The sequence below is a fragment of the Streptomyces sp. NPDC091376 genome (genome assembly GCF_044757085.1).
Lineage (GTDB): Bacteria > Actinomycetota > Actinomycetes > Streptomycetales > Streptomycetaceae > Streptomyces > Streptomyces pratisoli.
The window spans coordinates 162293-188564 of record NZ_JBIVUF010000016.1 but is presented as its reverse complement, the minus strand read 5'-3'; the positions used below and the strand labels follow the sequence as shown (position 1 = coordinate 188564).

Below are 26272 nucleotides of genomic sequence, written 5' to 3'. Positions count from 1 at the left end.
GGGCGAGCGCCGGATCCGCAGGACGGAGCCCCGCGACGGGCACGCACGGAGGCGCCCCCGACGCCGTCGTGCGTGCCACCTCCGCGAACCGCCCCCGGACCACGGAGGACAACGGTCCCGCCCGGCAGAACGTCCCAGGCCGGCGCTCGGCCCCCGACGCCTCGGGGCGGGGCCGTGCCGAGGCGGGGCCTGCCGGGAGGACACCGCGGCGCGGGGTTCGGGTGAAAGGGCGTGCAGGGGCCGCGGTCGTGCTGCTCGTGCCGTTCTTCGCGCTGTTCGTGACGGTGACGGTGGTACCCATCGGGTACGCCGTGTGGCTGAGCCTGTTCACCGAGAAGCATTCGGGGCTGGGGTTCGGCGGGGCAGAGACCGTGTTCACCGGGTTCGGCAACTACGCGGCCGCACTGGGTGATCCGGCGTTCCGGGACGGGTTCCTCGTCCTGGCCGGGTACTGCCTCCTGTACATTCCGCTGCTGCTCGGCGGAGCCCTCGCGCTCGCGCTGCTGCTCGACTCCGCCCTCGCCCGCGCCCGCCGCTTCTTCCAGCTCGCGCTGTTCCTGCCGCATGCCGTGCCGGGCATCATCGCCGCGCTGATCTGGGTGTATCTGTACACGCCCCAGCTCAGTCCGGTCGTCCAGGCCATGGAGGCGGGCGGAGTCGGCTTCGACTTCTTCTCCTCCGACGGCGCCCTGCCCTCCGTGGTCAACATCGCCCTGTGGGAGTGGCTCGGCTACAACATGGTGATCTTCTACGCCGCGCTCCAGGCCATCGACCGCTCCGTCCTGGAAGCGGCCACGGTGGACGGCGCCGGCTCCTGGCGCACCGCGTTCAGCATCAAGATCCCGCTGATCCGCGCCTCCGTCGTCATGGTCGCCCTGTTCACGGTCATCGGCTCGCTGCAGCTGTTCACCGAGCCGCTGATCCTCAACAAGGGATCCGGCTCCGCCGTCTCCTCCACCTGGACGCCCAACATGTACGCCTACTCCGCGGCCTTCGACCGCAACGACTACGGACTCGCGGCCGCCGCCTCCGTGCTCCTCGCGCTGACCGCGGCACTGCTGTCGTTCGCCGTCACCCGCCTCGCCGCCGGCCGGAAGGGAAAGCAGACATGACCGGCCGACCCGCCGCGAACCGCTGGCTGTCCAGGACCGCCGTCAACGGAGTGCTCCTCCTCTCCGTCGTCTACATGCTGTTCCCCCTCGCCTGGCTGGTCACGGCCGCCACCAAGGACACCGGCGACCTCCTCGCGGGCGACGCGCTGTCCTTCGAGGGCTTCAACCTCGGCGCCAACCTCACCGCCCTCGCCTCCTTCGGCGACGGCGTCTACTTCCGCTGGTACCTCAACAGCCTTCTCTACGCGGGCGGCGGAGCCCTCGGCTGCTCGCTCATCTGCATCGCAGCCGGCTACGCCTTCGACAAGTACGACTTCCGCGGCAAGGAGAAGCTGTTCGGCGTCGTGCTGCTCGGGGTGCTGGTGCCGACCACGGCCACCGCGCTGCCCATGTACCTGCTCGCCTCGAAGACCGGGCTGGTCAACACCTACTGGGCCGTACTGATCCCCGTGCTCGTCAACCCGTTCGGCGTCTATCTCGCCCGGGTCTTCAGCGCGGGCTACGTCCCCGGCGAGGCGCTGGAGGCCGCCCGTATCGACGGCGCGGGCGAGCTGCGCGCGTTCTGGTCGATCGGGCTGCGCATGGTCATGCCCGGATTCGTGACCATCTTCCTCTTCCAGTTCACCGCGATCTGGAACAACTTCTTCCTCCCCCTCGTGATGCTCTCCGACCGTGAGCTCTTCCCGCTGAGCCTCGGCCTGTACGCCTGGAACACCAACACCCACAGCGAGCCGGAGTTCTACCCCCTCGTCGTCACCGGCTCCCTGCTCGCCGTCATCCCCCTCATCGTCGCGTTCGTCTCCCTGCAGCGTCACTGGAAGGCGGGCCTGACCGCCGGCAGCGTCAAGTGACCTCGGACGTGACCTGCCGAGCAGCCCGCCAGTTGACCCCAAGTGACCGACGAGGAGTCCGACTTCCACCATGCACCACGCCACTGACAACGCGACCGCCGGTGCCACCGGCAGCGGCGGCGGGCCGTCCGGCCCGCCGTCCCTGCTGCTCGCCATGGAGCCCGGCATCGCGGAACGCCTCTTCACCGACGCCCACCGGGCCCGCCTCGCCACGCTGACCCGGACCGACCCCCGGTTCGTCGCCCACGATCTGGCCGATCCCTCACCCGCGGTCGCCGCCGCGCTCGCCGAGGCGGAACTGCTGCTCACCTGCTGGGGCGTGACACCGCTGGACGAGCGCGTCCTGGACGCCGCCCCCCGCCTGCGCGCCGTCGTCCACGCGGCGGGCTCCGTGAAGCACCACATCACCCAGGCCTGCTGGGACCGCGGCATCGTTGTCACCTCCGCCGCCGCGGCCAACGCGCTGCCCGTCGCCGAGTACACGCTCGCCGCGATCCTCTTCGCCAACAAGCGTGTCCTGCACAGCCGTCGCCGCTACCACCAGTTGCGCGCGTCCCACGACTGGCGCGAGGAACTGCACGACGCCGGCAACTACGGCCGTACGGTCGGCGTCGTAGGTGCCTCCCGGATCGGCCGGCGGGTGATCGAGCTGCTGAGGCCCTTCGATCTGCGGGTGCTGCTGTACGACCCGTACACCGACGCGGCCGAGGCGGCCAGGCTCGGAGCGGAGGCGGTGACGCTGGACGGGCTGTGCCTGCGCAGCGACGTCGTCACCGTCCACGCCCCCGAGATTCCGGCGACCCGCCATATGTTCGACGCCCGCAGGCTGGCGCTGATGCCGGACGGAGCGACGCTGATCAACACCGCGCGCGGCTCGCTGGTCGATACGGACGCACTGCTTCCGGAGCTCGTCTCCGGCCGCCTCGGCGCCGTGCTGGATGTCACCGAACCCGATGTGCCGCCCGCCGACTCACCGCTCTACGACCTTCCGAACGTCCTGCTGACCCCGCATGTGGCGGGCTCCCTCGGCCAGGAGCTGCACCGGATGGCCGATCTGGCGCTGGACGAGGTGGAGCGTTACGCCCTGGGCCGGCCATTCGCGGACCCGGTCGTTCCGGCCGCGCTGAACCACTCCGCGTGAACCACTCCGCGTGAACCACTCCGGCTGAACCTGCTCTGCCTGAACCCGCTCCACCGATGCCGTACGAATGACATCGGAGTCAATTACCCCGATTTCACTAGAATGGGGGCATCCGACGCAGCGACCCACCCGCTCGGGAGACGCCATGACATTCGTACAGTTGATCGATTGCAAGACGGATCGCCTCGACGAACTCAACCGGCTCATGGACACCTGGGTCGAACAGACCAAGGGCAAGCGCACCGCCACCCACAACCTCGTCGCCAAGGACCGCTCCGACGCGACGCACGTCATAGAGATCGTCGAGTTCCCGTCGTACGAGGACGCGATGAGGAACTCGAACCTCCCCGAGACGGACCGGGTCTTCCAGGAGATGGTGGCGCTCTGCGACGACATGCCGACCTTCACCGATCTGGAGGTCGTCCGCGACGAGCGGCTCAACAAGGACGTCTGCGGCAGGCTCTTCACCGACGCGCTCGCCGGTGACCTCGGGCTCCTCGACGGACTGCTCACCCGGGACTACCACGATCACGACCCGGCCAACGCCCCGGACGTGATCGGCGTCGAGGCGTTCCGCCGCGAGGTCGGGATGTGGCGCGACGGCTTCGACTTCCGCTTCACCGTCGAGGACCAGATCGCCGAGGCCGACCGGGTCTGCACGCGCTGGACCTGGGAGGGCACGCACAAGGGCGAGTTCCTGGGCCTCGCACCCACCGGCAAGCGGGTCTCCATGACCGGCACGACCACCCATCGGCTCCACGAGGGACTGATCTGCGAGGGCTGGTGGCAGTACGACCGGCTCGGACTGATGGGCCGGCTCGGCGCCCTGGAGATGTAGGCGCGTCGCGCCGGATCCGCGGGCGCACGGGGAAGGCCCCCGCTCCCTCCTCGGGAGCGGGGGCCTTCGCACAGCCGTCACGGGCGGTGCGCCCGGTGCGGGCTCGGGTCAGTGGGAGTGACCGTGGCCGTGGCCCGCCTCCGCCGGCTCCTCTTCCTTCTTCTCCACCACGAGGGTCTCGGTGGTGAGCAGCAGGGAGGCGATCGACGCGGCGTTCTCCAGCGCGGAGCGCGTGACCTTGACCGGGTCGATGACGCCGGCCTTCACCAGGTCGCCGTACTCGCCGGTCGCGGCGTTGAAGCCGTTGCCCTTGTCCAGCTCCGCCACCTTCGCGGTGATGACGTAGCCCTCGAGGCCGGCGTTCTCGGCGATCCAGCGCAGCGGCTCGACGGCGGCGCGGCGCACGACCGCGACACCGGTGGCCTCGTCGCCGGCCTTGCCGAGGTTGCCCTCCAGGACCTTCACGGCGTGGACGAGCGCGGAGCCACCACCGGAGACGATGCCCTCTTCGACCGCGGCGCGGGTCGCGGAGATGGCGTCCTCCAGACGGTGCTTCTTCTCCTTCAGCTCCACCTCGGTGGCGGCGCCGACCTTGATCACGCACACGCCGCCGGCCAGCTTCGCGAGGCGCTCCTGGAGCTTCTCGCGGTCCCAGTCGGAGTCCGTGGCCTCGATCTCGGCCTTGATCTGGTTGACGCGGCCGGCCACGTCGCCGCTGTTGCCGCCGCCGTCGACGATCGTGGTGTCGTCCTTGGTGACGGTGACGCGGCGGGCGGAGCCCAGCACGTCCAGACCGGCCTGGTCGAGCTTGAGGCCGACCTCCTCGGCGATGACGGTGGCACCGGCGAGGGTGGCCATGTCCTGCAGCATCGCCTTGCGGCGGTCACCGAAGCCGGGGGCCTTGACCGCGACCGCGTTGAACGTGCCGCGGATCTTGTTGACGACGAGGGTGGAGAGGGCCTCGCCCTCGACGTCCTCGGCGATGATCAGGAGCGGCTTGGAGGCGCCGGCCTGGATGATCTTCTCCAGCAGCGGGAGCAGGTCCTGGATGGAGGAGATCTTGCCCTGGTGGATCAGGATGTACGGGTCGTCGAGGACGGCCTCCATACGCTCCTGGTCGGTCACCATGTACGGCGACAGGTAGCCCTTGTCGAAGGCCATGCCCTCGGTGAAGTCCAGCTCCAGACCGAAGGTGTTGGACTCCTCGACGGTGATGACACCGTCCTTGCCGACCTTGTCCATCGCCTCGGCGATGAGCTCGCCGACCTGCTGGTCCTGCGCGGACAGCGCGGCGACGGCGGCGATGTCGGACTTCTCCTCGATCGGACGCGCGGTGGCGATCAGCTCGTCGGAGACGGCCTTGACCGCGGCGTCGATGCCCTTCTTCAGGGCGGCCGGGGAGGCACCGGCGGCGACGTTGCGCAGACCCTCGCGGACCAGGGCCTGGGCGAGCACGGTGGCGGTGGTGGTGCCGTCACCCGCGATGTCGTTGGTCTTGGTCGCCACCTCCTTCACCAGCTGGGCGCCGAGGTTCTCGTACGGGTCCTCGATCTCCACCTCGCGGGCGATCGTGACACCGTCGTTGGTGATGGTGGGGGCGCCGAACTTCTTGTCGATCACGACGTTGCGGCCCTTGGGGCCGATCGTCACCTTGACCGTGTCGGCGAGCTTGTTGACGCCGCGCTCAAGGGCGCGACGGGCGTCCTCGTCGAACTTCAGGATCTTCGCCATGGAGCTTCTCAAGTCCTCTCAAAACGAGCTGCGCCCCGGGCACCCGGCTTCATCAGTAGCTGGGGGCCAGGGGCGCAGTGGAAAGCAAATCTGCCGGTGAATTACTTCTCGACGATCGCGAGCACGTCGCGGGCCGAGAGGACGAGGTACTCCTCGCCGTTGTACTTCACCTCGGTGCCGCCGTACTTGCTGTAAAGCACGACATCGCCGGTCTTCACGTCGAGCGGAAGACGCTCGCCGTTCTCGAAGCGGCCCGGGCCGACAGCCAGGACGACGCCCTCCTGGGGCTTCTCCTTGGCGGTGTCCGGAATCACCAGACCAGACGCGGTGGTCTGCTCGGCGTCGAGCGGCTGGACCACAATGCGGTCCTCGAGCGGCTTGATGGCAACCTTGGAGCTGGTGGTCGTCACGATCCGACCTCCCCCTTCGGAGATCTCACGGGGTTCAACTGTCTGAGGTGGCGACCAGGTCGATCCGTCGTCGCGGGTGCCGGACCTGCCCGTCGCTGTGTTGGCACTCTCCGGTGGGGAGTGCCAGAGCCGACACTATGACTGCGATTAGCACTCGGTCAAGCGGAGTGCCAATCCGCTGCGCGTTTCGGCCCGCTCCCGGCGAGATTCGACCCCCTGCCCCGTGCGGAGGCCGGCGGGGTCACTGCCCCGTGCGGAGGCCGGCGAGGTCCGGCTCCGTACCCCTCGCGCAGGGCGACATGGTTCGGCCCCGTGCCCCGCGCAAGGAGCGCGTCACACGTAGTCCTCCAGCCGCGCCACCGCGTAGCCCTTCGCCGTGACGACCTTCATCACGTTGCGGATCATGTCCGCCATGCTGCCCTTCCACTCCGCCTTGCCCCGGAAGTGCGTGAGGATGATGTCGCCGGGGTGCAGGTCCCGGTCCCACTCGCGCCACTCCATGTGGTCCGGGAAGGCCTCCGCCGCCCAGAGCGGTACCGCCTTCACGCCGCACGACTTCGCGGCCCGCAGGGTGTCCTCGTTGTAGCTTCCGTACGGCGGACGGAAGAGCCGCGGCCGCTTCCCGAACCGCTTCTCGATCTTTGCCTGCTGCTCGCAGATCTCCTTCTTCTGCTTCGCGTACGAAAGCGCCGGCATGTAGCGGTGGTTGAGAGTGTGGTTGTGCAGGGCGACACCGCGGTCCTGCATCTTCTCGAAGTAGCCGTAGTCGTCGCGCACGACGTAGTCGGTGAGGAACGCGCTGTACGGGATCCCCAGCTCGCTCATCATCCGCAGCAGCTCGGGATCCTTCTCCGCGCCGTCGTCGATCGTCAGGAAGACGATCTTCTTCTTGGTGGGCACGGTGGTGAAGACCGGCGGCAGCCCCTTCGGATGGTCGACCTCGAAGCCCTTGCGGGTGGTGATCTTCGGCTTCCTGGCGGGGGGCGCCGGCGCGAGCAGCGGGGTCTGCTTGAGGCGCCACCGCTTGGCGGCCGCGGCACGGGCCGCCTGCGTCTTCTTCATGCGCTGCGCGTACGCGGCGAGCGCCTCGGCGGGATCGGCCCGCTCGGCGCCCTTCTTCGCCTCCTTCCCGGCTTCCTCCCTGGCCCCCTTCTCGCCGCTCTCCTTCGACCGCTGCTGGCCGTGCGCGGGCTTGACCGCGGAGCTGGAGCCGGCGGCCCTGGACCCGCCGCCGCTGCCGCCACCGCTGCCGCCGTCCGGCGGCTCGGCGGCACAGCCCGAGCCGACAGCCATGGCGAGCAGCGCACACACCCACGTCCGCTTGCACCGAATTGCTGTCTTTTTGTCCTTTTGTCGTACTAGCTGCATGGCGTCGCATCCTGTCAGCGCCGCTCCCTCACGAGGCCCCGACACCGCCGCCCGGCGCGCACCATCCCCCGCCTGGCCGACAATGGCCGGGTGAACGACGCCGCCTCCCCCTCCCCCCACCTCGCCCCGCTGCTCGGCGACGAAGGACAGGCCCTGCTCGCCGCGCTGCGCGACTACGACCCGGGACAGGAACTCGCCGTCGCCACCCGGCTGCGCCGCGAGCACCCGGCCGAGCTGGTCTCGGCGGCGCTCACGCAGGCGCGGCTGCGACAGCGGGCGGTGGCGAAGTTCGGCGCGGAGGACGCGTACCGGATGTACTTCACCCCGCACGGCGTGGAGCAGTCCACGCGCGCCTCCGTCGCCGCTCACCGGGCGGACCGGTTCGCCCGGCTCGGGGTGCGCAGCGTGGCGGACCTGTGCTGCGGGATCGGCGGCGACGCACTCGCGCTCGCCCGCGCCGGGATCCTCGTCCTGGCCGTGGACCGCGACCCGTTCACCGCCGCCGTCGCCCGTGCCAACGCCGAGGCGCTGGGGCTCGCCGACCTGATCGAGGTCCGCTGCGCGGACGTCACCGAGGTCGACACGTCCCCGTACGACGCCGTCTTCGTCGACCCGGCCCGCCGGGGCGGCAGGGGCCGCATCTTCGACCCCGAGGCGTACTCCCCGCCGCTGTCCTGGGCCATCGGCGCGGCCCGTTCGCCCGGGTACGCCGCCCTCAAGATCGCCCCCGGCATCCCGCACGAGGCGATCCCCGAGGAGGCCGAGGCCGAGTGGATCTCGGACCACGGCGATGTGAAGGAGGCGGTGCTCTGGTTCGGCACCGCCCCCGGCGCCCGCCGTGCCACCCTCCTCCCGTCCGGCGCCGCGCTCATCGGCCGCGGTCTTCCGGACCCCGCGGTCCGTAAGACCGGCCGCTTCCTGTACGAGCCGGACGGCGCCGTCATCCGCGCGCATCTGGTCGCCGAGGTCGCCGAGGACCTCGACGGCGGCCTGATCGACGGGACGATCGCGTACATCACGGCGGACGAGCTGCGCCCCACGCCCTACGCCACCGCGTACGAGATCACCGACGAGCTGCCGTTCAACCTCAAGAAGCTGAAGGCGCTGCTGCGTGAGCGGGAGGTCGGCCACCTCACGGTGAAGAAGCGGGGTTCGGCGGTCGAGCCCGAGGAACTGCGCCGCAAGGTGAAGCCGAGCGGCCCGAACGCCGCGACGGTGTTCCTCACCCGGGTGGCCGGGGCCCCGGCCATGCTGATCGGCGCACCGGCGGCACGCGCCGTCCGCTGAAGGGTCAGCGGTGGGCGCCGCCGGGTGCCGCCGCGGCCGGTACGACGGAGGTCAGGCGCACCGCCCAGCGGTAGTGCGCCACCGCCTTCGTGACGCCGGTCAGGCCCGTCACCCAGCAGATGACGCCGACGCCCATGAAGTAGGCGACCTCGCCGTAGGTCCAGCTGCCGGCGCGCGCGGACGCCGGAGCCACGAACGAGATCCACAGCCCGAACGCGCCGAGCAGGAACGACACCAGGAACCACAGCAGGCTCAGCCCCGGTGCGCCGTGCCGCGCGTCCCGGGCCGGGTCGAGGTCCAGGGCCGCCCACGCGCCGAGCAGTCGCCGGATCCTCACGTCGCGGCGGATGCCGAAGCCGGCCACGAAGCCGAGCGGCACCAGGACGGCGAGGCCGAGCAGCAGTCCCACGGCCAGGAAGACGTAGCTCAGCGGATCGAACGCGCCGTCCAGGCTGACCAGCCCCGCGCCCACGAGCCCCCAGCCGGCCTGCAGCCCCGCCATCACCAGCAGGAACAGCAGCAGTTGCGGTACCCCGAGGAGCCGGCCGGTGAGCGAGCCCAGCACCGCCGCCCGGTCGGCGAGCATGGCTTCGCGGTCGGGCCAGCTGCGTATCTCCACCGGAGGCGGAGGCGGGGGAAGCGAGGGGGAACGGGACATGTCAATGAGGCTATCGCCCGCTCGCCCGGCGCTCGGCACCCCGGGCGGCGCCCTCAGTCGTCCTCCCTGCCCCCCGACGCCGCCCGCGCCAGCAGCAGTTCACGCTCCCGGGCGTTGCGGGTCAGCTCCGCGGCCCGTGCGAACTCCGCCCGCGCCTGCGCGGTGCGCCCCAGCCGGGCCAGCAGATCGCCCCGGACGCTCGGCAGCAAGTGGTAGTCCATCAACGCCGGTTCACCGACGAGCCCGTCGACGATCGCCAGGCCCGCCCCCGGCCCCTCGGCCATCGAGACGGCGACCGCGCGGTTCAACTCCACGACGGGGGACGGGGCGACGGCCGAGAGACGGGCGTACAGGGTCGCGATGGCCTTCCAGTCGGTGTCCTCGTAGTCCACCGCCCGCGCGTGGTAGGCGGCGATCGCGGCCTGGAGCACGTACGGACCGGGTGCGCCGCCGAGTGCGCCCGCCCGGTCGAGGGCGGCGAAGCCGCGACGGATGAGGAGCTGGTTCCAGCGGCGGCGGTTCTGGTCGGCGAGCAGGACCGGCTCTCCGTCGGGCCCGGTGCGGGCGGTCGTCCGGGACGCCTGGAGTTCCAGCAGCGCGGCGAGGCCGTGCACTTCGGGTTCCTTCGGCATCAGGCCGGTCAGGACGCGGGCGAGCCGCAGGGCGTCCTCGCACAGACCGGGACGCAGCCAGTCGTCGCCCGCGGTGGCCGCGTAACCCTCGTTGAAGACGAGGTAGATGACGTCGAGGACCGAGGAGAGGCGGGCGGTGCGCTCCTCGCCGTAGGGGACCTCGAAGGGCACGTCCGCCTTCGCCAGCGTCCGCTTGGCGCGCACGATGCGCTGGGCGACGGTCAGTTCGGGCACGAGAAAGGCCCGGGCGATCTCCTCGGTCGTGAGTCCGCCGAGCAGACGCAGCGTGAGCGCGATGCGCGCCTCGGCGGAGAGCACGGGGTGGCAGGTGGTGAAGACGAGCCGCAGCAGGTCGTCGTCGATGTCGTCGGGCCCCGAGACGAGATCCGCCGGATCGGGTTCGTGGACGGCCGCGGCGGTCTCCAGGTCGCGGCCCATCTCCGCGAGCTTGCGCGCGTACGTCTCACGGCGGCGTACGAGGTCGATGGCGCGGTGCTTGGCGGTGGCCATGAGCCAGGCGCCCGGGTTGTCCGGGACGCCCGACTCCGGCCACTGCTCCAGCGCGGCGACCAGAGCGTCCTGCGCGAGTTCCTCGGCGATGCCGATGTCCCGGACGATCCGGGTCACCGCGGCGATGATCCGCGCGGACTCGATCCGGAAGACGGTCGCGATGGTGCCGCCGGCGGTGTCGTCGCTGTTCCGTGCGCTCACGGACACCCATCAGAGCACCCGTGGCGTCCGGCAGCAATCGGACACGGATTCGGCCGGGTGGGCGGCCGGGTCAGCCCACGACGATCTCCCGGACCTCTGAGGTGACGGTCCAGTGCTCCTCGTGGATCTCCAGGAAGCGCTTGGTCCACTCGATCGCCTCGTCCATGTCCTTGGCCTGGATGATCGCGTAGCCGCCGACGACCTCCTTGGCCTCGGTGAAGGGCCCGTCGGTGACGGAGAGCTTCCCGCCGGACCAGGTGACGCGCTTGCCCTCGGATGTGGGGTGGAGTCCGGCCGTGTCCAGCATGAAGCCGGCCTTGGTCATCTCGTCGAGCAGCTTCCCCATCCGCTCCATGAGTTCCTGGCTGGGGCCCTCGGCGGGGGCCTCGGACTCGTTGATGCGGACCATCGACAGGTAGCGGGGCATGGTGACCTCCTCGGTCGGGTGGAGCGGGGCCGTTCCCCGCCTCTCACCCTGTACGTCGAACGGGAGAGACACCGATCGACACGGCCACCGGACTTTCTCTCAGGAGCTCCCGGTGACGACGTCGAGGGACTCGAAGCGCCAGCGGTGCACGGGGCGCGTGACCAGGTCCGCGGCCGGCTCGGGGAGCTCGGGCAGCGGGACGTCCGGGCCCGCCGCCGCCCACCAGGTCAGCACCAGCACCCGCTCCCCCGGCGCCCGGAAGGTCTCCCGGCGCAACGGGGCCGCGTCCAGGGTCTGTTCACGCGCCCACGCCAGCAGCTCCGCGCCCCGGCCGTCGGCCGCCCGCGCCTCCCACATGAGGGTGAGGACCGTCATGAGTAGAGGTTGTCCTTGCTGATCTCGTGCACATGGTCGTGGTCGTGGTGATGGCTGTGCGCGCCGGGCACGTGCGGGTCGGTCACCGGCAGCGAGGAGTCGGCGGACAGCTCCCAGTCCGAGGCCGGCCGGTTCCTCGCGACCATCTCCGCGCCGAGTGCGGCGACCATCGCGCCGTTGTCCGTGCAGAGCTTCGGCCGCGGCACCCGCAGCTGGATCCCGGCCCGTTCGCAGCGCTCCTGGGCCAGCGCCCGCAGCCGCGAGTTCGCCGCGACCCCGCCGCCGATCATGAGGTGGTCGACGCCCTCGTCCTTGCAGGCGCGCACGGCCTTGCGGGTCAGCACGTCCACCACGGCCTCCTGGAACGACGCCGCGACATCCCGTACCGGCACGTCCTCGCCCGCGTTCCGCTTGGCCTCGATCCAGCGGGCCACGGCCGTCTTCAGCCCGGAGAAGGAGAAGTCGTAGGCAGGGTCGCGCGGTCCGCTCAGCCCGCGCGGGAACGCGATCGCGCCGGGGTCGCCCTCCTTCGCCAGCCGGTCGATGACCGGGCCCCCGGGGAAGCCCAGGTGCAGGACACGCGCGATCTTGTCGAACGCCTCGCCCGCCGCGTCGTCGATCGTCGCGCCCATCGGCCGTACGTCGCTCGTGATGTCCGGCGCGAGCAGCAGCGAGGAGTGTCCGCCGGAGACCAGCAGCGCCATCGTCGGCTCGGGCAGCGGGCCGTGCTCCAGCTGGTCCACGCAGATGTGCGAGGCCAGGTGGTTCACGCCGTAGAGCGGCTTGCCCAGCGCGTACGCGTACGCCTTCGCCGCCGAGACGCCCACGAGCAGCGCGCCGGCGAGCCCGGGGCCCGCCGTGACCGCGATGCCGTCCAGGTCCCGCGCCGTGACCCCGGCTTCCTTCAGGGCGCGCTCGATGGTCGGGACCATCGCCTCCAGGTGGGCGCGGGAGGCGACCTCCGGCACGACCCCGCCGAAGCGCGCGTGCTCGTCGACGCTGGAGGCGATGGCATCGGCGAGGAGCGTCGTTCCGCGGACGATGCCGACGCCCGTCTCGTCGCAGGAAGTCTCGATTCCGAGTACGAGGGGTTCGTCAGCCATGGTTTCCGGTTCCTTGTGCGTCGTGTACGTGCAGCCGCATCACGAGGGCGTCGGCGTTGCCCGGCTGGTAGTAGCCGCGGCGGAAGCCGATCGGCTCGAAGCCGAAGCGCTCGTACAGCTTCTGGGCGCGGGTGTTGTCCACGCGGACCTCCAGCAGGACCTCGTCGCACTCGAACGCGGTCGCGTGCTGCAGCAGATCGGTGAGGAGCCGGGCGCCGAGGCCCGTGCCCCACTGTTCGCGGACGACGGCGATGGTCTGTACGTCGCCGAGGCCGCCGGCCGCCGCGAGGCCCGCGTACCCGACGATCCGGCCGTCCGCCGGGTCCTCCGCGACGACGTAGCGGCGCGTGGCCTGCGGGCCGCGCGCGTGCGCCAGCTCGGACCAGAACATCCCCGGGGACCAGGCGTCCTCCGGGAACAGCTCATGCTCCAGATCCAGCACCGGCGCGATGTCCCACCAGCGCATCTCGCGCAGGACGGCGGCACTCACCGGGGCGTGACCACCTTGTAGTTCTTCGGCACCTGCGCGTCCGGGCGGCGCAGATACAGCGGCCGCGGCGGCAGCAGTTCCTCGCCGGCCGCCAGTTTCCGGGCGGCGAGCGAGGCGAGCGCGGCCGCCGACTGGTGCTCGGGGCCGCGGGCGTCGGGGAAGACCTCGGGGTAGAGCAGGGCCCCGGCACCGACCGCGGGGAGCCCCGCGACCTGCTCGGCGATCTCCGCGGGCCGGTCGACCGCCGGCTCGCCCACCCGCGTACCGAAGCCGTCGTACCGCGCCCAGTACACCTCCTTGCGCCGTGCGTCCGTCGCCACCACGAAGGGCCCTTCGAGCCCGGACGCGTAGGCGAGGCCGTCGAGCGTGCACAGTCCGTGGACCGGGACGCCGAGCACCGAGCCGAACGTGGCCGCGGTCACGAGGCCCACCCGCAGACCCGTGTAGGGGCCGGGGCCGACGCCGACGACGAGGCCGGTGACCGCGTCCAGTTTCAGGCCGGCCGACGCGAGCACCCGGTCGACGGCGGGCAGCAGCAGCTCCCCGTGCCGGCGGGCGTCGACCTGGGTCGACTCGGCGACGACGGAATCGCCGTCGTGGAGGGCGACGGTGACGGCGGGCGTGGCGGTATCAACGGCGAGCAAGAGCACGCAAACAGCCTACGGCCACGGCGAGGGGCGCACGGCCGTCCCGCCCCGTCGCGGCCCTGCTGCTACCGTCACCCAGGCAGGTGTGCGAGAGAGGGGAGCCGGCGTGGCAAGGAGCAGCTCGGGAACGGTGGCCGGGCTCACCGTGGCGGCCCTCGCGGTGGTCGCCTTCCTCGCCTACCAGGCCTCCGCGAACGTCCCCGCGAGCCTGGAGAAGCCCGCCGTGTCCTCCCCCAAGGCTCTCCCTTCGGAGGCCGCCAAGGGCCCGCGCAAGGACCCGCTGGCCGTGCCCGTGGGCTCCGGCAAGGGGGTGCGCGTCGTCTACTCGCTGGGCGAGCGCCGGGTCTGGCTGGTGGGCGCGGGGCAGCTCACGCAGACGTTCACGGTCATGCCGAGCACGATCAGCCCGCGGCCCGGCACCTACGAGGTGCGATCGCGCAGCGGCAGGATCGAGGGCTCGGACGGCGTGGACATCGAGCACGTCGTACGGTTCACGACGGTCGACGACGTGTCGATCGGCTTCAGCGCCGCCGTGGACGGGACGCTGGAGAGCCCGGACCCGCAGCGGAAGACCGGCGGCGTGCGGATGAAGCGGGCGGACGGCGACGCGATGTGGACGTTCGCGACGATCGGCTCGAAGGTCGTCGTCGTTCCGTAGCCGGTCGGTGGGCGTTCCGTAGCCGGTCGGTGGGCGCGGTCCGTGCTCGCTCGCCCGTGGTCGTTCGGCGGTCCTCCGCGACGACGCGTTCTCACCCGAACGGACTACGCCGCGTCGCGGCGCGTCTCACGCTCCTCGGGGACGGCGGGCTCACGCGGCGGAGTGGAGACGGCGCTGGCCGCCGCGCACGACGCCAGCAGGTCCCTCATCGAGAACGCCGACGCCGGTGACGGGGACGACGGCTTCGGCCGTGGCCGCATGCGCGATTCGGCCTCTGCCTCGGCTCGCGACTCGCGCCCCGACCGCGTTTCGTACTCGGACGCCGACATGGATGCCTCCTGGTGCTCCGGGGGCAGGCGTGGTTAGGTACACCTAACTTAGCTGTCGTCATCCATGTGACCATGCCCGGAGCGGCAGACGCAACACTTTGCCGACGTCTTGTCGGAACGTACACACCCGGCCGGTCAGGCGGTGAGCGCCCCGAGCCCCGCGTCCGCCCAGCGCGCGCCGATCCCGGTCAGCGTGATCCGGCGGCGCTCGTCGTCCGTGTTGCCCACGACGCGGTGGATCACCACCTCCAGCCGGTCGTCGGACAGCTCCTCGACCTTGCCCTCGCCCCACTCGACGACCACCACCGACTCCGGCAGCGAGACGTCGAGGTCGAGGTCCTCCATCTCGTCGAGCCCGCCGCCCAGCCGGTACGCGTCGACATGCACCAGCGCGGGACCGCCCACCAGCGACGGATGCACCCGGGCGATCACGAAGGTCGGGGACGTGACGGCACCACGCACGCCCAGGCCCTCGCCGAGCCCGCGCGTCAGGGTCGTCTTGCCGGCGCCGAGCTCACCGGTGAGCATCACGAGATCGCCGGGCCGCAGCAGCTTCGCGAGCCGGCGGCCCAGCTCCTGCGTCTGGTCCGGTGAGGTGAGGGTGAGACGGGTGACGGCGGGGTCGGCGGCCTCAGCCGCCGGGCTGTGCGGTGCTTCCATACGTGCCAACGTTAGCCGCTGCCGGGACCGCTCCGATCCGCACCAGCAGGTCCGCCAGCCGGTCGGTGACCACCTCGGAGTGCTCCAGCATCACCAGATGCCCGGCGTCCGGCACGATCACCAGCTCCGCGTCCGGCAGCAGGTCCGCGATCGCCTCGCTGTGCGAGCTGGGCGTGACCAGGTCCCGGTCCCCGGCGAGGACCAGCACCGGGACCTCCTGGAAGATGTCGAGTGCCGCCGCCTTGTCGTGCTCCGTGAACGCCGGGTAGAACTCGGCGACCACATCGATCGGCGTGCCCTCGATCATCCGCTCCGCGAATCGGGCCACCGCCGGATCCACGTCCTTCGAGCTGAACGAGTACCGCTTGATCAGCCCCGCGAAGAGATCGGCCGTGGCCCGTCGGCCCCGCTCGACCAGTTCCGCCTGCGAGCCGAGCGCCTTCAGCACACCGGGCAGCACGCGCCGTACCGCGTTCACCCCGGCCACCGGCAGCCCGTAGTTCACCTCGCCGAGCCCGCCCGCCGAGGTGCCGACGAACGCGGCGCCCACCACCCGCTCCCGGATCAGCTCCGGGTACGCGGCGGCCAGCGCCATCATCGTCATGCCGCCCATCGAATGGCCGACCAGGACCAGCGGCCCCTCGGGCGCCGCCGCGTCGATGACGGCCTTGAGGTCGCGGCCCAGCTGGTCGATGGTGACGGCCACCCCGTCGGGCCCCGACTGCGCGGCCCCGCGTCCCGAGCGGCCGTGGCTGCGCTGGTCCCAGTGGACGGTACGGACCAGACCGCGCAGCGCGGCCCGCTGGAAGTGCCAGGAGTCCTGGCTGAGGCAGTAGCCGTGGCTGAAGACGACGGTGACCGGCGCGGGAGCCTTGCGGCCGAAGAGCCGGCGCCTGCGCGGCGCGGCGCCGCCCGTTTCCGGGTCCACCTCGTCGGTCTCGTAGTACAGGGCCGTGCCGTCGTCGGCGGTGGCCCTTCCCGGGGTACCGCGCAGCGCCCCGTACGGCCCCGAGGCGTCCAGGGCCAGCCGGGCCTTCCTGCGCATGCCGCGACCCACGGTCATCCGCTCTATCGCGACACCCGCCGCCGCGCCGGCGGCGATCACCCCTATGGCGGCGCCGGCGATACCCGCCCGGCGCCAGTTGCCCGTGGCGGCGTCGGACACCGCCGCCGCCACGTCCCCCGCGCTGCTCTCGCTCACCGTGCCGCTCCTACTGGTCGCCCTGTCCTTCGTCGCGTTCCGTGCTCTTCGCGTCCCGGTCCTACACGCGGGTATTCCCCGTGTTCCCCGTGTTGCCCGCGTTCTCGGTGTTGCCCGTGTTGCCCGCGTTCTTCGTGCTGCCCGCGTTGCCCGCGTTCTCTGTGTTGCCCGTGTTCTCCGTGTGGAGATGGACGCGCGGCACCCGGGTCCCGATCCGGGTCACGATCTCGTACGCGATGGTGTCCGCCGCCTCGGCCCAGTCCTGGGCGGTCGGCTCACCCCGGTCGCCGGGGCCGAACAGCACCGCCTCCGCGCCCTCCCGGATCCGGTCGCCCTCCGGGCCCAGATCGACGACGAACTGGTCCATCGCGATCCGGCCGGCCACCCGCCGCCGTTCGCCGCCGATCAGCACCGGCCCGCGGCCCGAGGCGTGCCGCGGAATGCCGTCCGCGTACCCGACCGGAACGAGACCGAGCATGGTCTCGCCCTCGGTGACGTAGTGGTGTCCGTAACTGACGCCATGACCCGCCGGGACGCGCTTGACCAGCGCCAGTGAGGCCTTGAGCGTCATCACCGGGCGCAGCCCGAAGTCGGCGGGCGTGCCCAGCTCCGGGCTGGGCGAGATCCCGTACACCGCGATGCCCGCGCGCACCAGGTCGAAGTGCGTGTCCGGAAGGATCAGCGTGGCCGGGGAGTTGGCGATGTGCCGGACCTCCGGCTCGACTCCCTCCTTCTCGGCGTACGCCACCAGGTCCTTGAAGACGGCCAGTTGGGCCGCGACGGATGGGTGGCCGGGCTCGTCGGCACACGCGAAGTGCGACCACAGGCCGGTGACCCTGACGGTGCCCGCCTCCTCGGCGGCGCGGGCGGCGGCGACCAGTTCGGCCCAGTCCCCCGGCGGGCAGCCGTTACGCCCGAGGCCGGTGTCCGCCTTGAGCTGGACACGGGCCGTACGGCCCGCCTGCCGGGCCGCGTGCGTCACTTCGCGCAGTGCCCATATGCCGCTGACCGAGACGTCCAGGTCGGCCTCGACGGCCTCGCGCCAGGGCCCGCCGGGCGTCCACAGCCAGCACATCACCCGGCCACCGATCCCTGCCGCCCGGAGCGCGAGCGCCTCCTCGGGGGTGGCCGTGCCCAGCCAGGTCGCGCCGGCGGCCCGCGCCGCCTTCGCGCAGGGCACCATCCCGTGTCCGTACGCGTCCGACTTGACCACGGCCATGAAGGCCGCGCGGGGCGCCCGCGCGCGCAGGGCGCGGACGTTGGCGCGCAGCGCGGCGAGGTCGATCTCGGCGCGGGCTCGGAAGGGTGCGTTCTGAGTCATCGCGCTCAGTCTCTCAGAGGGCCGCTGCATAGCTCGTACGGCAACGACCATGAGTGGCCCTGGTCACCCGCCTGCTGTGCCGGGGGACGCGTCAGGGGGTCTTGGCGTCGCGCCAGGCCCGGGGGATCGCCGTGGCCACGTCGTGCGCCGCCACCGGGGCGTCGTGGGAGGCGAGACGCGCCGCCAGCCCGTGCAGATACGCGGCCACGGATGCGGCGTCGAGGGGCGCGAGGCCCGCCGCGAGGAGCGAGCCGGCCAGTCCCGACAGCACATCGCCACTGCCTGCCGTGGCGAGCCAGGACGTACCGGTCGGGTTCACCCGGACCGGAGTCCTCTCGTCCGGGCCGGCCACCAGCGTCGTGGAACCCTTCAGCAGCACCGTGGCCCCGTACTTCGCGGCCAGCGCCCGTACGGAGCCGAGCCGGGCGCCCTCGACCTCCCCGCGGTCGACGCCGAGCAGCGCGGCCGCCTCGCCGGCGTGCGGGGTGAGCAGGGTCGGGGCGTTACGTGCGCGCACGGCGTCCGGGTCGAGTCCGCGCAGCCCGTCCGCGTCGACCAGTACCGGAACATCGGTGTCCAGCACCTCCTGCACCCCGGGTCCGTCGCCGAGGCCGGGACCGACGACCCACGCCTGCACCCGGCCCGCCCGTGACGGGGGCCAGCCGTGCACCAGCGCCTCCGGGAACCGGGCGATCACCGCGTCCGCCGCTGGACCCACGTACCGCACGGCTCCGGCGCCGCCGCGCAGCGCGCCCGCGACGGCGAGCACCGCGGCGCCCGGGTAGCGCGCGGACCCGGCCACCACGCCCACGACACCGCGGCGGTACTTGTCGCTCTCCGCGGCGGGTACCGGCAACAGCTGAGCCACGTCCGTGTGTTGCAGCGCCTCCAGGTCCGGCACGGACGGCAGGTGCGGCTCCAGACCGATGTCGACGAGTCGCACGGCTCCGGTGTGCTCCCGCGCCGGGTCGATGAGCAGGCCCGGCTTGTACGTACCGAAGGTGACGGTGGCGTCGGCCCGCAGCGCCTCGCCCGTCACCTCGCCCGTGTCCGCCTCGATCCCGCTCGGCAGGTCGACGGCGACGACCATCGCGTTCGAGCCGCGTGCCGCCCGCGCGACCGGCACGGCGTCGGGGCGCAGGCCGCCGTGGCCGCCGATGCCGGTGATGCCGTCCAGGACCACATCGGCCACGGCCAGCACGGCGAACGGGTCCTCGGCGACCTGCCCGCCGGCCTTCCGGAACGCGGTCAGCCCCTGCTGGTGCGCCCGGTCGGGGGCGAGCAGCACCGCGGCCACCGCCGCGCCGCGGCGCGCCAGCCGCGCGCCCGCGTACAGCGCGTCGCCGCCGTTGTCGCCGCTTCCGACGAGCAGCACGACACGGGCGCCGTACACCCGTGGGAGCAGCCCGGCGACGGCGGCGGCCAGCCCCGCGGCGGCCCGCTGCATGAGCGCGCCCTCCGGCACCCGGGCCATCAACTCGGCCTCGGCGGCCCGTACGGTCTCGACGCTGTAGGCATGACGCATGCTCAGAAGCATGCCGCGCATCGGCTCACGGGGCCATGCCGCCATGCCCGGCCCGCACGCCGCCGCCGGACACCGCTCACCCCTCCGCGATCACCATCGCCGAGGCCACCCCGGCGTCATGGCTCAGCGAGAGGTGCCACGTCCGCACCCCCCGCGCCCGGGCCGCCGCCGCCACCGTGCCGCGCATCCGCAGGCGGGGCCGGCCGGACTCCTCCACGTACACCTCGCAGTCCGTCCAGAGCAGCCCCGCCGGCGCGCCCAGTGCCTTCGCGACCGCCTCCTTCGCCGCGAAGCGGGCAGCCAGCGAGGCGACTCCGCGCCGCTCCCCGCTCGGCAGCTTCAGCTCGCTCTCGATGAACAGCCGGTCCGCCATCGCGGGTGTCCGCCGCAGCGCGTCCTCGAAACGGTCGATCTCGGCGACGTCGATCCCCACCCCGATGATCATTCGACGGTGACCGACTTCGCCAGGTTCCGCGGCTGGTCCACCTCGTTGCCACGGGCCGTGGCCAGCTCGCAGGCGAAGACCTGTAGCGGCACGGTCGCCACCATCGGCTGGAGCAGCGCCGGCGTCGCCGGGATGCGGATGAGGTGGTCCGCGTACGGCACGACCGCCTCGTCGCCCTCCTCCGCGATGACGATCGTCCGCGCCCCCCGCGCCCGGATCTCCTGGATGTTGGACACGATCTTGTCGTGCAGCACGGACCGGCTGCGCGGCGACGGGACGACGATGACGACCGGCAGGTCGTTCTCGATCAGCGCGATGGGCCCGTGCTTGAGCTCACCCGCCGCGAAGCCCTCGGCGTGCATGTACGCGAGTTCCTTGAGCTTCAGCGCGCCCTCCAGCGCGACCGGGTACCCGACGTGCCGCCCCAGGAACAGCACCGTCTTCTTGCGGGCCAGTGACCGCGCCAGTTCCCGTACCGGCTCCATGGTCTCCAGGACCCGCTCCACCTCGCCGGCGATCTGCGACAGGTCCCGGACGACGGCCCGGATCTCGTCGCCCCACTTCGTGCCCCGCACCTGCCCCAGGTACAGCGCCACGAGGTAGCAGGCGACCAGCTGCGTCAGGAACGCCTTGGTCGACGCGACCGCGACCTCCGGGCCCGCGTGGGTGTACAGCACGGCGTCCGACTCACGGGGGATCGTCGAGCCGTTGGTGTTGCAGATGGCCAGGACCCTCGCGCCCTGCTCCCGGGCGTGGCGCATCGCCATGAGCGTGTCCATGGTCTCGCCGGACTGCGAGATCGCGATGACGAGCGTGCGCTGGTCCAGGATCGGGTCCCGGTAGCGGAACTCGCTGGCCAGCTCCACCTCGCAAGGGATGCGCGTCCAGTGCTCGATGGCGTACTTGGCGATGAGACCGGCGTGGAAGGCCGTGCCGCACGCCACGATCACCACCTTGTCCGCCTCTCGCAGCACCGCGCCCGGGATCCGCACCTCGTCCAGCGTCAGCGACCCGTTCGCGTCGATCCGCCCGAGCAGCGTGTCGGCGACCGCCTTCGGCTGCTCAGCGATCTCCTTGAGCATGAAGTAGTCGTAGCCGCCCTTCTCGGCGGCGGAGGCGTCCCAGTCGACGTGGTACGACCTGACCTCCGCGGGCGCGCCGTCGAAGTCCGTCACGGTGACGCCGTCGCGCCGCAGTTCGACGACCTGGTCCTGGCCGAGCTCGATCGCCGAGCGGGTGTGGGCGATGAACGCGGCCACGTCCGAGGCCAGGAACGCCTCCCCGTCGCCGACGCCGACGACCAGGGGCGAGTTGCGCCGGGCGCCCACGACGACGTCCGGGTCGTCCGCGTGGACGGCGACCAGGGTGAACGCGCCCTCCAGCCGCCGGCACACCAGTCGCATCGCTTCGGTCAGTTCACCGCACGACGAGAACTCCTCGGCGAGCAGATGCGCCACGACCTCGGTGTCCGTGTCGGAGGCCAGGTCGTGGCCCCGCTCGCCCAGTTCGGCCCGCAGCGCCGCGAAGTTCTCGATGATGCCGTTGTGGACGACGGCCACGCGTCCGGCGTTGTCGAGATGCGGATGCGCGTTGGCGTCGTTCGGTGCGCCATGGGTGGCCCATCTGGTGTGGCCGATGCCCGTGGACCCGCTCGGCAGCGGCCGGTCGACGAGTTCCTTCTCCAGATTCAGCAGCTTGCCGGCCTTCTTGGCCGCGGCCAGCCCACCGTCGGCGAGCACGGCCACGCCCGCCGAGTCGTAGCCCCGGTATTCGAGCCGCTTGAGCCCGGCGATGACGACATCGAGCGCGGACTGCGCTCCCACATAACCCACGATTCCGCACATGGCGGCAGCCTACGACTCCGGTGGCCGTGACGCCGGAGTCGCAGGCTGCGTGAGCGGCCCGAACGGGCGAGCGGTCAGCCGAGCTTGGCGGCCTGCGCGTCGATGACGGCGGTCGGCAGCGGGAAGTCCTTGCCCGAGGCCATGGCGCCGATGTTGATGGCGGAGAACGAGGCGAGGGTGGAACCCTGGCGCACGAGGGCCAGCTTGTGCGGCATCTTCATGCCGTCCTGCTCGGACACCAGCGTCCAGGCGGCGGCCTCCTGACCGCCCGAGACCTTGGCCTCCTCCACCTTGACGACCTTGGACTTGTCCGTGCCCATCGTCATGGTGAACCCGCCGGCGCAGGCGGTGGCGGCCGTACGCAGCGTGGCGACGGCCTCCTCGGCGCCCTTCGCGTCGTACGAGGACAGGGAGACCATCGTGGCCGTCATGTTCAGGGACGCACCGAGCGCGTCCTCGATGTCCTTGTCCGTCATGTCATCGAGGTCGGTCTTGTCCGTGGTGCCCTTCTTCGGCTCCTCGACCACCTTGCGCTTGACCGTGGCCTTGGCGTCACCGAGCGCCACGGCGGCCACGGCGTCGGCCAGCGGCTTGCAGTCGGCCTTGTCGACGACGACCTTGTCGGCGGCGACCTCGTCCTCGGGACCGGCCTTCGAGACCTTGTGACCCTTGACGTCGGCGTCGGCCAGGGTGAGCTTCTCCAGCTCGGCGGCCGTCAGCGCCTTGGCCGCGGGCTCGGCGGCGGCGGTCGCCCCGGCCTTGCCCTTGTCGGTGCCCCCCTCGCCCTTCTCACCGCCGCACGCGGTGACGAGCAGTGCGAGAGAGATCGCGGTGGCGGCAACGGCGGTACGGCGGATGACAGAGGTTCGCATGGTGCATCTTTCTGTGTGAATGATGTGCACACGATAAGACCGCCCTGTGAAGCCCCGATCATGGGGGACGTACCGGTACCCGACCGTAACTTCCACGTGATCGCTGGCGTCCCGGCCGGACGCCGGCCCGGCACCTGCGTGACCGAGCCCACCCCCCACGCCCCCGTCGCAGCACCGACAATGAGCATGTGATCACTTCGCCGCCACGAAGCCGCAAGTCCGACAGGACAGAGGCGTCCCCGTACGTCGATCTCACCCGCGAGGAGTGGAGCGCCCTCCGCGAGAAGACGCCGCTCCCCCTGTCCGCCGCCGAGGTCGAACAGCTGCGCGGACTCGGTGACGTCATCGACCTCGACGAGGTACGGGACATCTATCTGCCGCTGTCCAGGCTGCTCAATCTGTACGTCGGCGCCACGGCCAACCTCCGCGGCGCGCTCAACACCTTCCTCGGCGAGGCCGGCAACGGCCACGGCACCCAGCGGGGCACACCGTTCGTCATAGGCGTCGCGGGCTCCGTCGCCGTCGGCAAGTCCACCGTCGCCCGTCTTCTGCAGGCCCTGCTCGCCCGCTGGCCCGAGCACCCGCGCGTCGAGCTGGTGACCACCGACGGATTCCTCTACCCGATGAAGGAGCTCCAGGACAGGGGCCTGATGTCGCGGAAAGGTTTCCCCGAGTCGTACGACCGCCGGGCCCTGACCCGCTTCGTCGCCGACATCAAGGCCGGCAAGGACGAGGTCACCGCCCCCGTCTACTCGCACCTCATCTACGACATCGTCCCCGGCGAGCGGCTGACCGTACGCCGCCCGGACATCCTGATCGTCGAGGGCCTCAACGTCCTCCAGCCCGCTCTGCCCGGCAAGGACGGCCGCACCCGCGTCGGCCTCGCCGACTACTTCGACTTCTCCGTGTACGTGGACGCCCGTCCCGAGGACATCGAGAGCTGGTACCTCAACCGCTTCCGCAAGCTCCGCGCGACCGCATTCCAGGACCCGTCCTCGTACTTCCGCCGGTACACCCAGGTGTCCGAGGAGGAGGCGCTGGACTACGCGCGCACCATGTGGCGCACGATCAACGGGGTCAACCTGCTGGAGAACGTCGCGCCCACCCGCGGGCGTGCCACGCTGGTGGTCCGCAAGGGCCCCGATCACAAGGTCCAGCGCCTGTCCCTGCGCAAACTCTGAACCGCCGAGGAGCACCGCGTGCTGCATCTGCGCCTGATCGTGCCGCCCCACCGCACCAAGCAGGTCGTCGACACTGTCGAGAACACGGTCGGCACGACGCATCTCGTCGTGCTCGCCGACGCCGCCCGCAATCCGTCGGGGGACGTGGTCATGTGCGATGTCGCCCGTGAGGCGGGCGACGAGCTGATCGGCCATCTTCGGGAGCTGGGCCTCGACCACGACGGCGCGATCGCCGTGGAGAACATCGACCTGTCACTGTCGAAGCGGGCGGACAAGGCGGAGGAGGAGGCTCCGGGCGAGGGCGCCGACGCGGTGCTGTGGGAGCACCTGACCGACGCGACGCACGAGGAGTCGACGCTCTCCGTCACCTACCTCGCGTTCCTGATACTGGCGACGATGATCGCCGCGTGCGGTGTGGTGCTCGACAACGCGGTCCTCATCGTGGGCGCGATGGCGGTCGGCCCGGAGTTCGGTCCGCTCGCCGGCTTCAGCACCGCCGTGGTGCAGCGGCTGCCGAAGCTGGCCTGGCGCTCCCTCGTCGCGCTGATCGTGGGTTTCGCGGCGGCCATGGCCGTGACGGTCCTCTTCAGCCTCTTCATGGGCGGCATCGGGCTCTTCGACCGCGCGCTGCTGGAGGGCGACCGGCCCAACACGGCGTTCATCTACAACCCGGACGCGTTCTCGTTCGTCGTCGCGGTCCTCGCGGGTATCGCGGGCACGCTCTCGCTGACCTCGGCGAAGTCGGGTGCCCTGGTCGGTGTGGCCATCTCTGTGACGACGGTTCCGGCCGCGGCCAACGCGGCGGTGGCGCTCAGCTTCAGCGAGTTCGGCCAGGCCTGGGGCTCCACCGAGCAGCTGCTGCTCAACCTGCTCGGGATCATCCTCGCCGGGACGCTCACGCTGTTCGTCCAGAAGGCTCTCTGGAACAACCAGCGGAAGCGCATGACGAGGAAGTCAGCTGCCTGACAGCGTCTCCTGCAGCCAGTCGAAGACGACCTCGCAGTGCAGCTGCGGGGCCATCGGGGAGCAGTGCAGCTGCGCGCCCTGGGCCGCGGTGAGCTTCACGTAGTCCTTGGGGGACGTCAGCTTGTCGTACATCTGGCGCGGCTGGCCGGGATAGAACTGCTCGTCGTCGTAGTCCAGCACGAGCGTGGGCGACTTGATGCGTCCGACCACGTCCGTGATCGTGAGTGCCCGGATGCGCGTGGCGGGCGTGTAGAAGTCGGTGAACATCTTGCCCTCGCGGGCGGCGAGCATCGCGGGGATCGAGAAGGGCTCGAAGCGCTTCTTCATCGTCGCGGCGGCGTCGGGCGGCAGCTCGGGGACGACCTCCTTGTTCCAGATGTCGTTGGTCTCCTCCTTGCTGGGGGTGAGGATCTCGCGGATCTCCGCGGGGAAGCCCAGCCAGGGCTCGACACAGCCGGGCATCGCCACCAGCGCGGCGATCCTGGTCTCGAAGGCCGCGGCACGGGGAGCCAGGTCACCGGCCATGCTCAGCCCCGTCAGGGCGATCTTCCGCGGGTCGACGTCCGGGCGCGCGACCAGCCAGTCCACCAGCGGGGTGACGACCTTCTCCCAGGTCGGTGAGAAGACCACCTGGTCCACGAAGAGCAGCTGTCCCTGGCCGGGCCCGTCGTACACGAGGGCGTTCCAGCCGCGGTCCAGGGCCGCCTGGACACCGTAGGTCCACATGTCGACGTTCTGGCCGTCGCTGCCGTTCGTGAGGATCACGGTGGGGCGGCGGGTGTCGGCCACGTCCGGCCGGAAGAACCACACCGGCAGCGGGGTCTTCCCGTACGGCACGTTCGCCTTCACCGGCGGCGGGTCGCACAGGCCGCAGAAGGTGTCCCAGGCTCCTCGCCCGGCCTTGTACAGCTGCTCCTCGTTGCCCGGATCGTCGGAGCCGAGGACGAAGAACAGCGCCTGTGCGTAGTACTGGGCCGCCCGCAGCGCGCGGAAGCGCCTGGTCTGGTCGTCGGGCTTGCTGCCCTCCGGGGCTTCCATGAGCTGGTCGCCGAGCTTCCTGAAGGTCTCGACGTACGTCTGGGAGGAAAGGCCGGCCTTGTTGATCGTGTTCACGGCGGTGAGCACCTCGCCCACCTCCCCGGCGCCGAAACCAGACCCGCCGAGCGCCATGAGACCGCCGAAGTTGTACGCGGGATCCTTGAAGAGCGTCATCGCCCCGGGCGTCGGGTTCGCCGCCGGGGCGGTGGCCCCCGGCGAACGGCTGGGGGTGGGCGCGGCGGCGGGTGACGCTCCCGAGGGGGTGCATCCGGCGGCCATCACGGCCCCGGCCCCGCCGACGAGCCCGGCCAGCGCGGTGCGACGAGTGGGTCCGGCTGCACGCTCCCTGGATTCGTACGTCATACGACCCGAAGGTACGAGCCGTCCCATCGGCCCTCACCGCGCCACACGCACGACTCGCCCGAACGGCCGACGCACCGGCCACCACCGA

At 71.5% G+C, this 26272-nt stretch carries 27 protein-coding genes; 8 read left to right on the top strand and 19 right to left on the bottom strand.

The window, feature by feature from the left end:
• Positions 1-221 precede the first annotated feature (221 nt).
• The 4 genes from ACIQMR_RS29790 to ACIQMR_RS29775 all read left to right on the top strand — a co-directional run bounded on the left by ACIQMR_RS29790 (position 222) and on the right by ACIQMR_RS29775 (position 3942).
• The gene (locus ACIQMR_RS29790; protein WP_401393636.1) at positions 222-1112 is read left to right on the top strand and encodes a carbohydrate ABC transporter permease; all 891 of its coding nucleotides are present in this window, start codon (positions 222-224) and stop codon (positions 1110-1112) included.
• On the top strand, positions 1109-1963 hold the full coding sequence (locus tag ACIQMR_RS29785; RefSeq protein WP_401393633.1) for a carbohydrate ABC transporter permease: 855 nt from the start codon (positions 1109-1111) through the stop codon (positions 1961-1963). The genes ACIQMR_RS29790 and ACIQMR_RS29785 overlap by 4 nt, the downstream gene beginning before the upstream one ends.
• A 70-nt stretch (positions 1964-2033) precedes the next feature.
• A complete protein-coding gene (locus tag ACIQMR_RS29780) occupies positions 2034-3104 on the top strand; it encodes a hydroxyacid dehydrogenase (RefSeq protein ID WP_401393631.1) in 1071 nt (356 codons plus the stop codon).
• A gap of 145 nt (positions 3105-3249) precedes the next feature.
• Positions 3250-3942 (top strand): ester cyclase, encoded by a 693-nt coding sequence (locus tag ACIQMR_RS29775; RefSeq protein ID WP_401393628.1) that lies wholly within the window; start codon positions 3250-3252, stop codon positions 3940-3942.
• Positions 3943-4050: 108 nt separating this feature from the next.
• On the opposite strand, the gene groL is transcribed toward ACIQMR_RS29775, so the two are convergent.
• The 3 genes from groL to ACIQMR_RS29760 all read right to left on the bottom strand — a co-directional run bounded on the left by groL (position 4051) and on the right by ACIQMR_RS29760 (position 7376).
• Positions 4051-5673, bottom strand: a complete 1623-nt coding sequence (groL, locus tag ACIQMR_RS29770) for a chaperonin GroEL (RefSeq protein WP_401393625.1) — start codon at positions 5671-5673, stop codon at positions 4051-4053.
• Positions 5674-5774: 101 nt separating this feature from the next.
• Positions 5775-6083, bottom strand: coding sequence for a co-chaperone GroES (gene groES / locus ACIQMR_RS29765; protein WP_015035628.1), 309 nt, complete (start codon positions 6081-6083; stop codon positions 5775-5777).
• A gap of 333 nt (positions 6084-6416) precedes the next feature.
• The gene (locus tag ACIQMR_RS29760) at positions 6417-7376 is read right to left on the bottom strand and encodes a polysaccharide deacetylase family protein (protein ID WP_401393622.1); all 960 of its coding nucleotides are present in this window, start codon (positions 7374-7376) and stop codon (positions 6417-6419) included.
• 69 nt (positions 7377-7445) lie between these two features.
• On the opposite strand from ACIQMR_RS29760, the gene ACIQMR_RS29755 reads away from it, so the two are divergent.
• Complete coding sequence (locus tag ACIQMR_RS29755; RefSeq protein ID WP_401393673.1) at positions 7446-8738, top strand: methyltransferase domain-containing protein; 1293 nt, start codon at positions 7446-7448, stop codon at positions 8736-8738.
• A gap of 4 nt (positions 8739-8742) precedes the next feature.
• Here the strand turns inward: ACIQMR_RS29755 and ACIQMR_RS29750 are convergent, their stop codons facing one another.
• The 7 genes from ACIQMR_RS29750 to tsaB form a co-directional block, all read right to left on the bottom strand.
• Positions 8743-9396 (bottom strand): hypothetical protein, encoded by a 654-nt coding sequence (locus ACIQMR_RS29750; protein WP_401393619.1) that lies wholly within the window; start codon positions 9394-9396, stop codon positions 8743-8745.
• A gap of 53 nt (positions 9397-9449) precedes the next feature.
• Positions 9450-10739, bottom strand: a complete 1290-nt coding sequence (locus ACIQMR_RS29745) for an RNA polymerase sigma factor (protein WP_401393616.1) — start codon at positions 10737-10739, stop codon at positions 9450-9452.
• Positions 10740-10809: 70 nt separating this feature from the next.
• Positions 10810-11166 (bottom strand): YciI family protein, encoded by a 357-nt coding sequence (locus tag ACIQMR_RS29740; protein WP_401393613.1) that lies wholly within the window; start codon positions 11164-11166, stop codon positions 10810-10812.
• Between the two features lie 99 nt (positions 11167-11265).
• Positions 11266-11541 (bottom strand): hypothetical protein, encoded by a 276-nt coding sequence (locus ACIQMR_RS29735; RefSeq protein ID WP_401393610.1) that lies wholly within the window; start codon positions 11539-11541, stop codon positions 11266-11268.
• A complete protein-coding gene (gene tsaD, locus ACIQMR_RS29730; protein WP_401393607.1) occupies positions 11538-12644 on the bottom strand; it encodes a tRNA (adenosine(37)-N6)-threonylcarbamoyltransferase complex transferase subunit TsaD in 1107 nt (368 codons plus the stop codon). Before tsaD ends, ACIQMR_RS29735 begins: the two co-directional genes overlap by 4 nt.
• Positions 12637-13134, bottom strand: a complete 498-nt coding sequence (gene rimI / locus ACIQMR_RS29725; RefSeq protein WP_385480465.1) for a ribosomal protein S18-alanine N-acetyltransferase — start codon at positions 13132-13134, stop codon at positions 12637-12639. The genes tsaD and rimI overlap by 8 nt, the downstream gene beginning before the upstream one ends.
• A complete protein-coding gene (tsaB, locus tag ACIQMR_RS29720; protein WP_401393604.1) occupies positions 13131-13784 on the bottom strand; it encodes a tRNA (adenosine(37)-N6)-threonylcarbamoyltransferase complex dimerization subunit type 1 TsaB in 654 nt (217 codons plus the stop codon). Before tsaB ends, rimI begins: the two co-directional genes overlap by 4 nt.
• A 103-nt stretch (positions 13785-13887) precedes the next feature.
• Here tsaB and ACIQMR_RS29715 point away from each other — a divergent pair, with 103 nt between their 5' ends.
• Positions 13888-14439, top strand: coding sequence for a hypothetical protein (locus ACIQMR_RS29715; RefSeq protein ID WP_401393602.1), 552 nt, complete (start codon positions 13888-13890; stop codon positions 14437-14439).
• A 104-nt stretch (positions 14440-14543) separates the two neighbouring features.
• Here ACIQMR_RS29715 and ACIQMR_RS29710 read toward each other — a convergent pair whose 3' ends face one another.
• The 8 genes from ACIQMR_RS29710 to ACIQMR_RS29675 all read right to left on the bottom strand — a co-directional run bounded on the left by ACIQMR_RS29710 (position 14544) and on the right by ACIQMR_RS29675 (position 22636).
• On the bottom strand, positions 14544-14768 hold the full coding sequence (locus tag ACIQMR_RS29710; protein ID WP_401393678.1) for a hypothetical protein: 225 nt from the start codon (positions 14766-14768) through the stop codon (positions 14544-14546).
• A 135-nt stretch (positions 14769-14903) separates the two neighbouring features.
• Positions 14904-15428, bottom strand: coding sequence for a tRNA (adenosine(37)-N6)-threonylcarbamoyltransferase complex ATPase subunit type 1 TsaE (gene tsaE / locus ACIQMR_RS29705; RefSeq protein ID WP_401393599.1), 525 nt, complete (start codon positions 15426-15428; stop codon positions 14904-14906).
• On the bottom strand, positions 15400-16629 hold the full coding sequence (locus tag ACIQMR_RS29700) for an alpha/beta fold hydrolase (RefSeq protein WP_401393596.1): 1230 nt from the start codon (positions 16627-16629) through the stop codon (positions 15400-15402). The genes tsaE and ACIQMR_RS29700 overlap by 29 nt, the downstream gene beginning before the upstream one ends.
• Before the next feature lie 61 nt (positions 16630-16690).
• Positions 16691-17950: an alanine racemase gene (alr, locus tag ACIQMR_RS29695; RefSeq protein WP_401393594.1), complete on the bottom strand. Its 1260-nt coding sequence runs from the start codon at positions 17948-17950 to the stop codon at positions 16691-16693.
• A gap of 91 nt (positions 17951-18041) precedes the next feature.
• Complete coding sequence (locus ACIQMR_RS29690; RefSeq protein ID WP_401393591.1) at positions 18042-19475, bottom strand: NAD(P)H-hydrate dehydratase; 1434 nt, start codon at positions 19473-19475, stop codon at positions 18042-18044.
• Positions 19476-19551: 76 nt separating this feature from the next.
• Entirely contained in the window at positions 19552-19920 is a 369-nt protein-coding gene (locus tag ACIQMR_RS29685) for a holo-ACP synthase (RefSeq protein ID WP_401393588.1), read from the bottom strand.
• Complete coding sequence (gene glmS / locus ACIQMR_RS29680; protein WP_401393585.1) at positions 19917-21764, bottom strand: glutamine--fructose-6-phosphate transaminase (isomerizing); 1848 nt, start codon at positions 21762-21764, stop codon at positions 19917-19919. The genes ACIQMR_RS29685 and glmS overlap by 4 nt, the downstream gene beginning before the upstream one ends.
• A 74-nt stretch (positions 21765-21838) precedes the next feature.
• Entirely contained in the window at positions 21839-22636 is a 798-nt protein-coding gene (locus ACIQMR_RS29675; RefSeq protein WP_401393582.1) for a hypothetical protein, read from the bottom strand.
• Between the two features lie 188 nt (positions 22637-22824).
• On the opposite strand from ACIQMR_RS29675, the gene coaA reads away from it, so the two are divergent.
• Positions 22825-23817: a type I pantothenate kinase gene (coaA, locus tag ACIQMR_RS29670; RefSeq protein WP_401393580.1), complete on the top strand. Its 993-nt coding sequence runs from the start codon at positions 22825-22827 to the stop codon at positions 23815-23817.
• Positions 23818-23835: 18 nt separating this feature from the next.
• Entirely contained in the window at positions 23836-24783 is a 948-nt protein-coding gene (locus tag ACIQMR_RS29665) for a DUF389 domain-containing protein (RefSeq protein WP_401393577.1), read from the top strand.
• Here ACIQMR_RS29665 and ACIQMR_RS29660 read toward each other — a convergent pair.
• Positions 24772-26184 (bottom strand): alpha/beta hydrolase family protein, encoded by a 1413-nt coding sequence (locus ACIQMR_RS29660; RefSeq protein ID WP_401393574.1) that lies wholly within the window; start codon positions 26182-26184, stop codon positions 24772-24774. The genes ACIQMR_RS29665 and ACIQMR_RS29660 overlap by 12 nt on opposite strands.
• Positions 26185-26272: the final 88 nt, after the last annotated feature.

Coding starts and splice junctions, on each gene's coding strand:
- ACIQMR_RS29785 (WP_401393633.1), top strand. CDS start 1,109: ATGACCGGCCGACCCGCCGCGAACCGCTGGCTGTCCAGGACCGCCGTC.
- ACIQMR_RS29780 (WP_401393631.1), top strand. CDS start 2,034: ATGCACCACGCCACTGACAACGCGACCGCCGGTGCCACCGGCAGCGGC.
- ACIQMR_RS29775 (WP_401393628.1), top strand. CDS start 3,250: ATGACATTCGTACAGTTGATCGATTGCAAGACGGATCGCCTCGACGAA.
- groL (WP_401393625.1), bottom strand. CDS start 5,673: ATGGCGAAGATCCTGAAGTTCGACGAGGACGCCCGTCGCGCCCTTGAG.
- ACIQMR_RS29760 (WP_401393622.1), bottom strand. CDS start 7,376: ATGGCTGTCGGCTCGGGCTGTGCCGCCGAGCCGCCGGACGGCGGCAGC.
- ACIQMR_RS29750 (WP_401393619.1), bottom strand. CDS start 9,396: ATGTCCCGTTCCCCCTCGCTTCCCCCGCCTCCGCCTCCGGTGGAGATA.
- ACIQMR_RS29740 (WP_401393613.1), bottom strand. CDS start 11,166: ATGCCCCGCTACCTGTCGATGGTCCGCATCAACGAGTCCGAGGCCCCC.
- ACIQMR_RS29735 (WP_401393610.1), bottom strand. CDS start 11,541: ATGACGGTCCTCACCCTCATGTGGGAGGCGCGGGCGGCCGACGGCCGG.
- tsaD (WP_401393607.1), bottom strand. CDS start 12,644: ATGGCTGACGAACCCCTCGTACTCGGAATCGAGACTTCCTGCGACGAG.
- ACIQMR_RS29710 (WP_401393678.1), bottom strand. CDS start 14,768: ATGTCGGCGTCCGAGTACGAAACGCGGTCGGGGCGCGAGTCGCGAGCC.
- tsaE (WP_401393599.1), bottom strand. CDS start 15,428: ATGGAAGCACCGCACAGCCCGGCGGCTGAGGCCGCCGACCCCGCCGTC.
- alr (WP_401393594.1), bottom strand. CDS start 17,950: ATGACTCAGAACGCACCCTTCCGAGCCCGCGCCGAGATCGACCTCGCC.
- ACIQMR_RS29690 (WP_401393591.1), bottom strand. CDS start 19,475: ATGCGTCATGCCTACAGCGTCGAGACCGTACGGGCCGCCGAGGCCGAG.
- ACIQMR_RS29685 (WP_401393588.1), bottom strand. CDS start 19,920: ATGATCATCGGGGTGGGGATCGACGTCGCCGAGATCGACCGTTTCGAG.
- glmS (WP_401393585.1), bottom strand. CDS start 21,764: ATGTGCGGAATCGTGGGTTATGTGGGAGCGCAGTCCGCGCTCGATGTC.
- ACIQMR_RS29675 (WP_401393582.1), bottom strand. CDS start 22,636: ATGCGAACCTCTGTCATCCGCCGTACCGCCGTTGCCGCCACCGCGATC.
- ACIQMR_RS29660 (WP_401393574.1), bottom strand. CDS start 26,184: ATGACGTACGAATCCAGGGAGCGTGCAGCCGGACCCACTCGTCGCACC.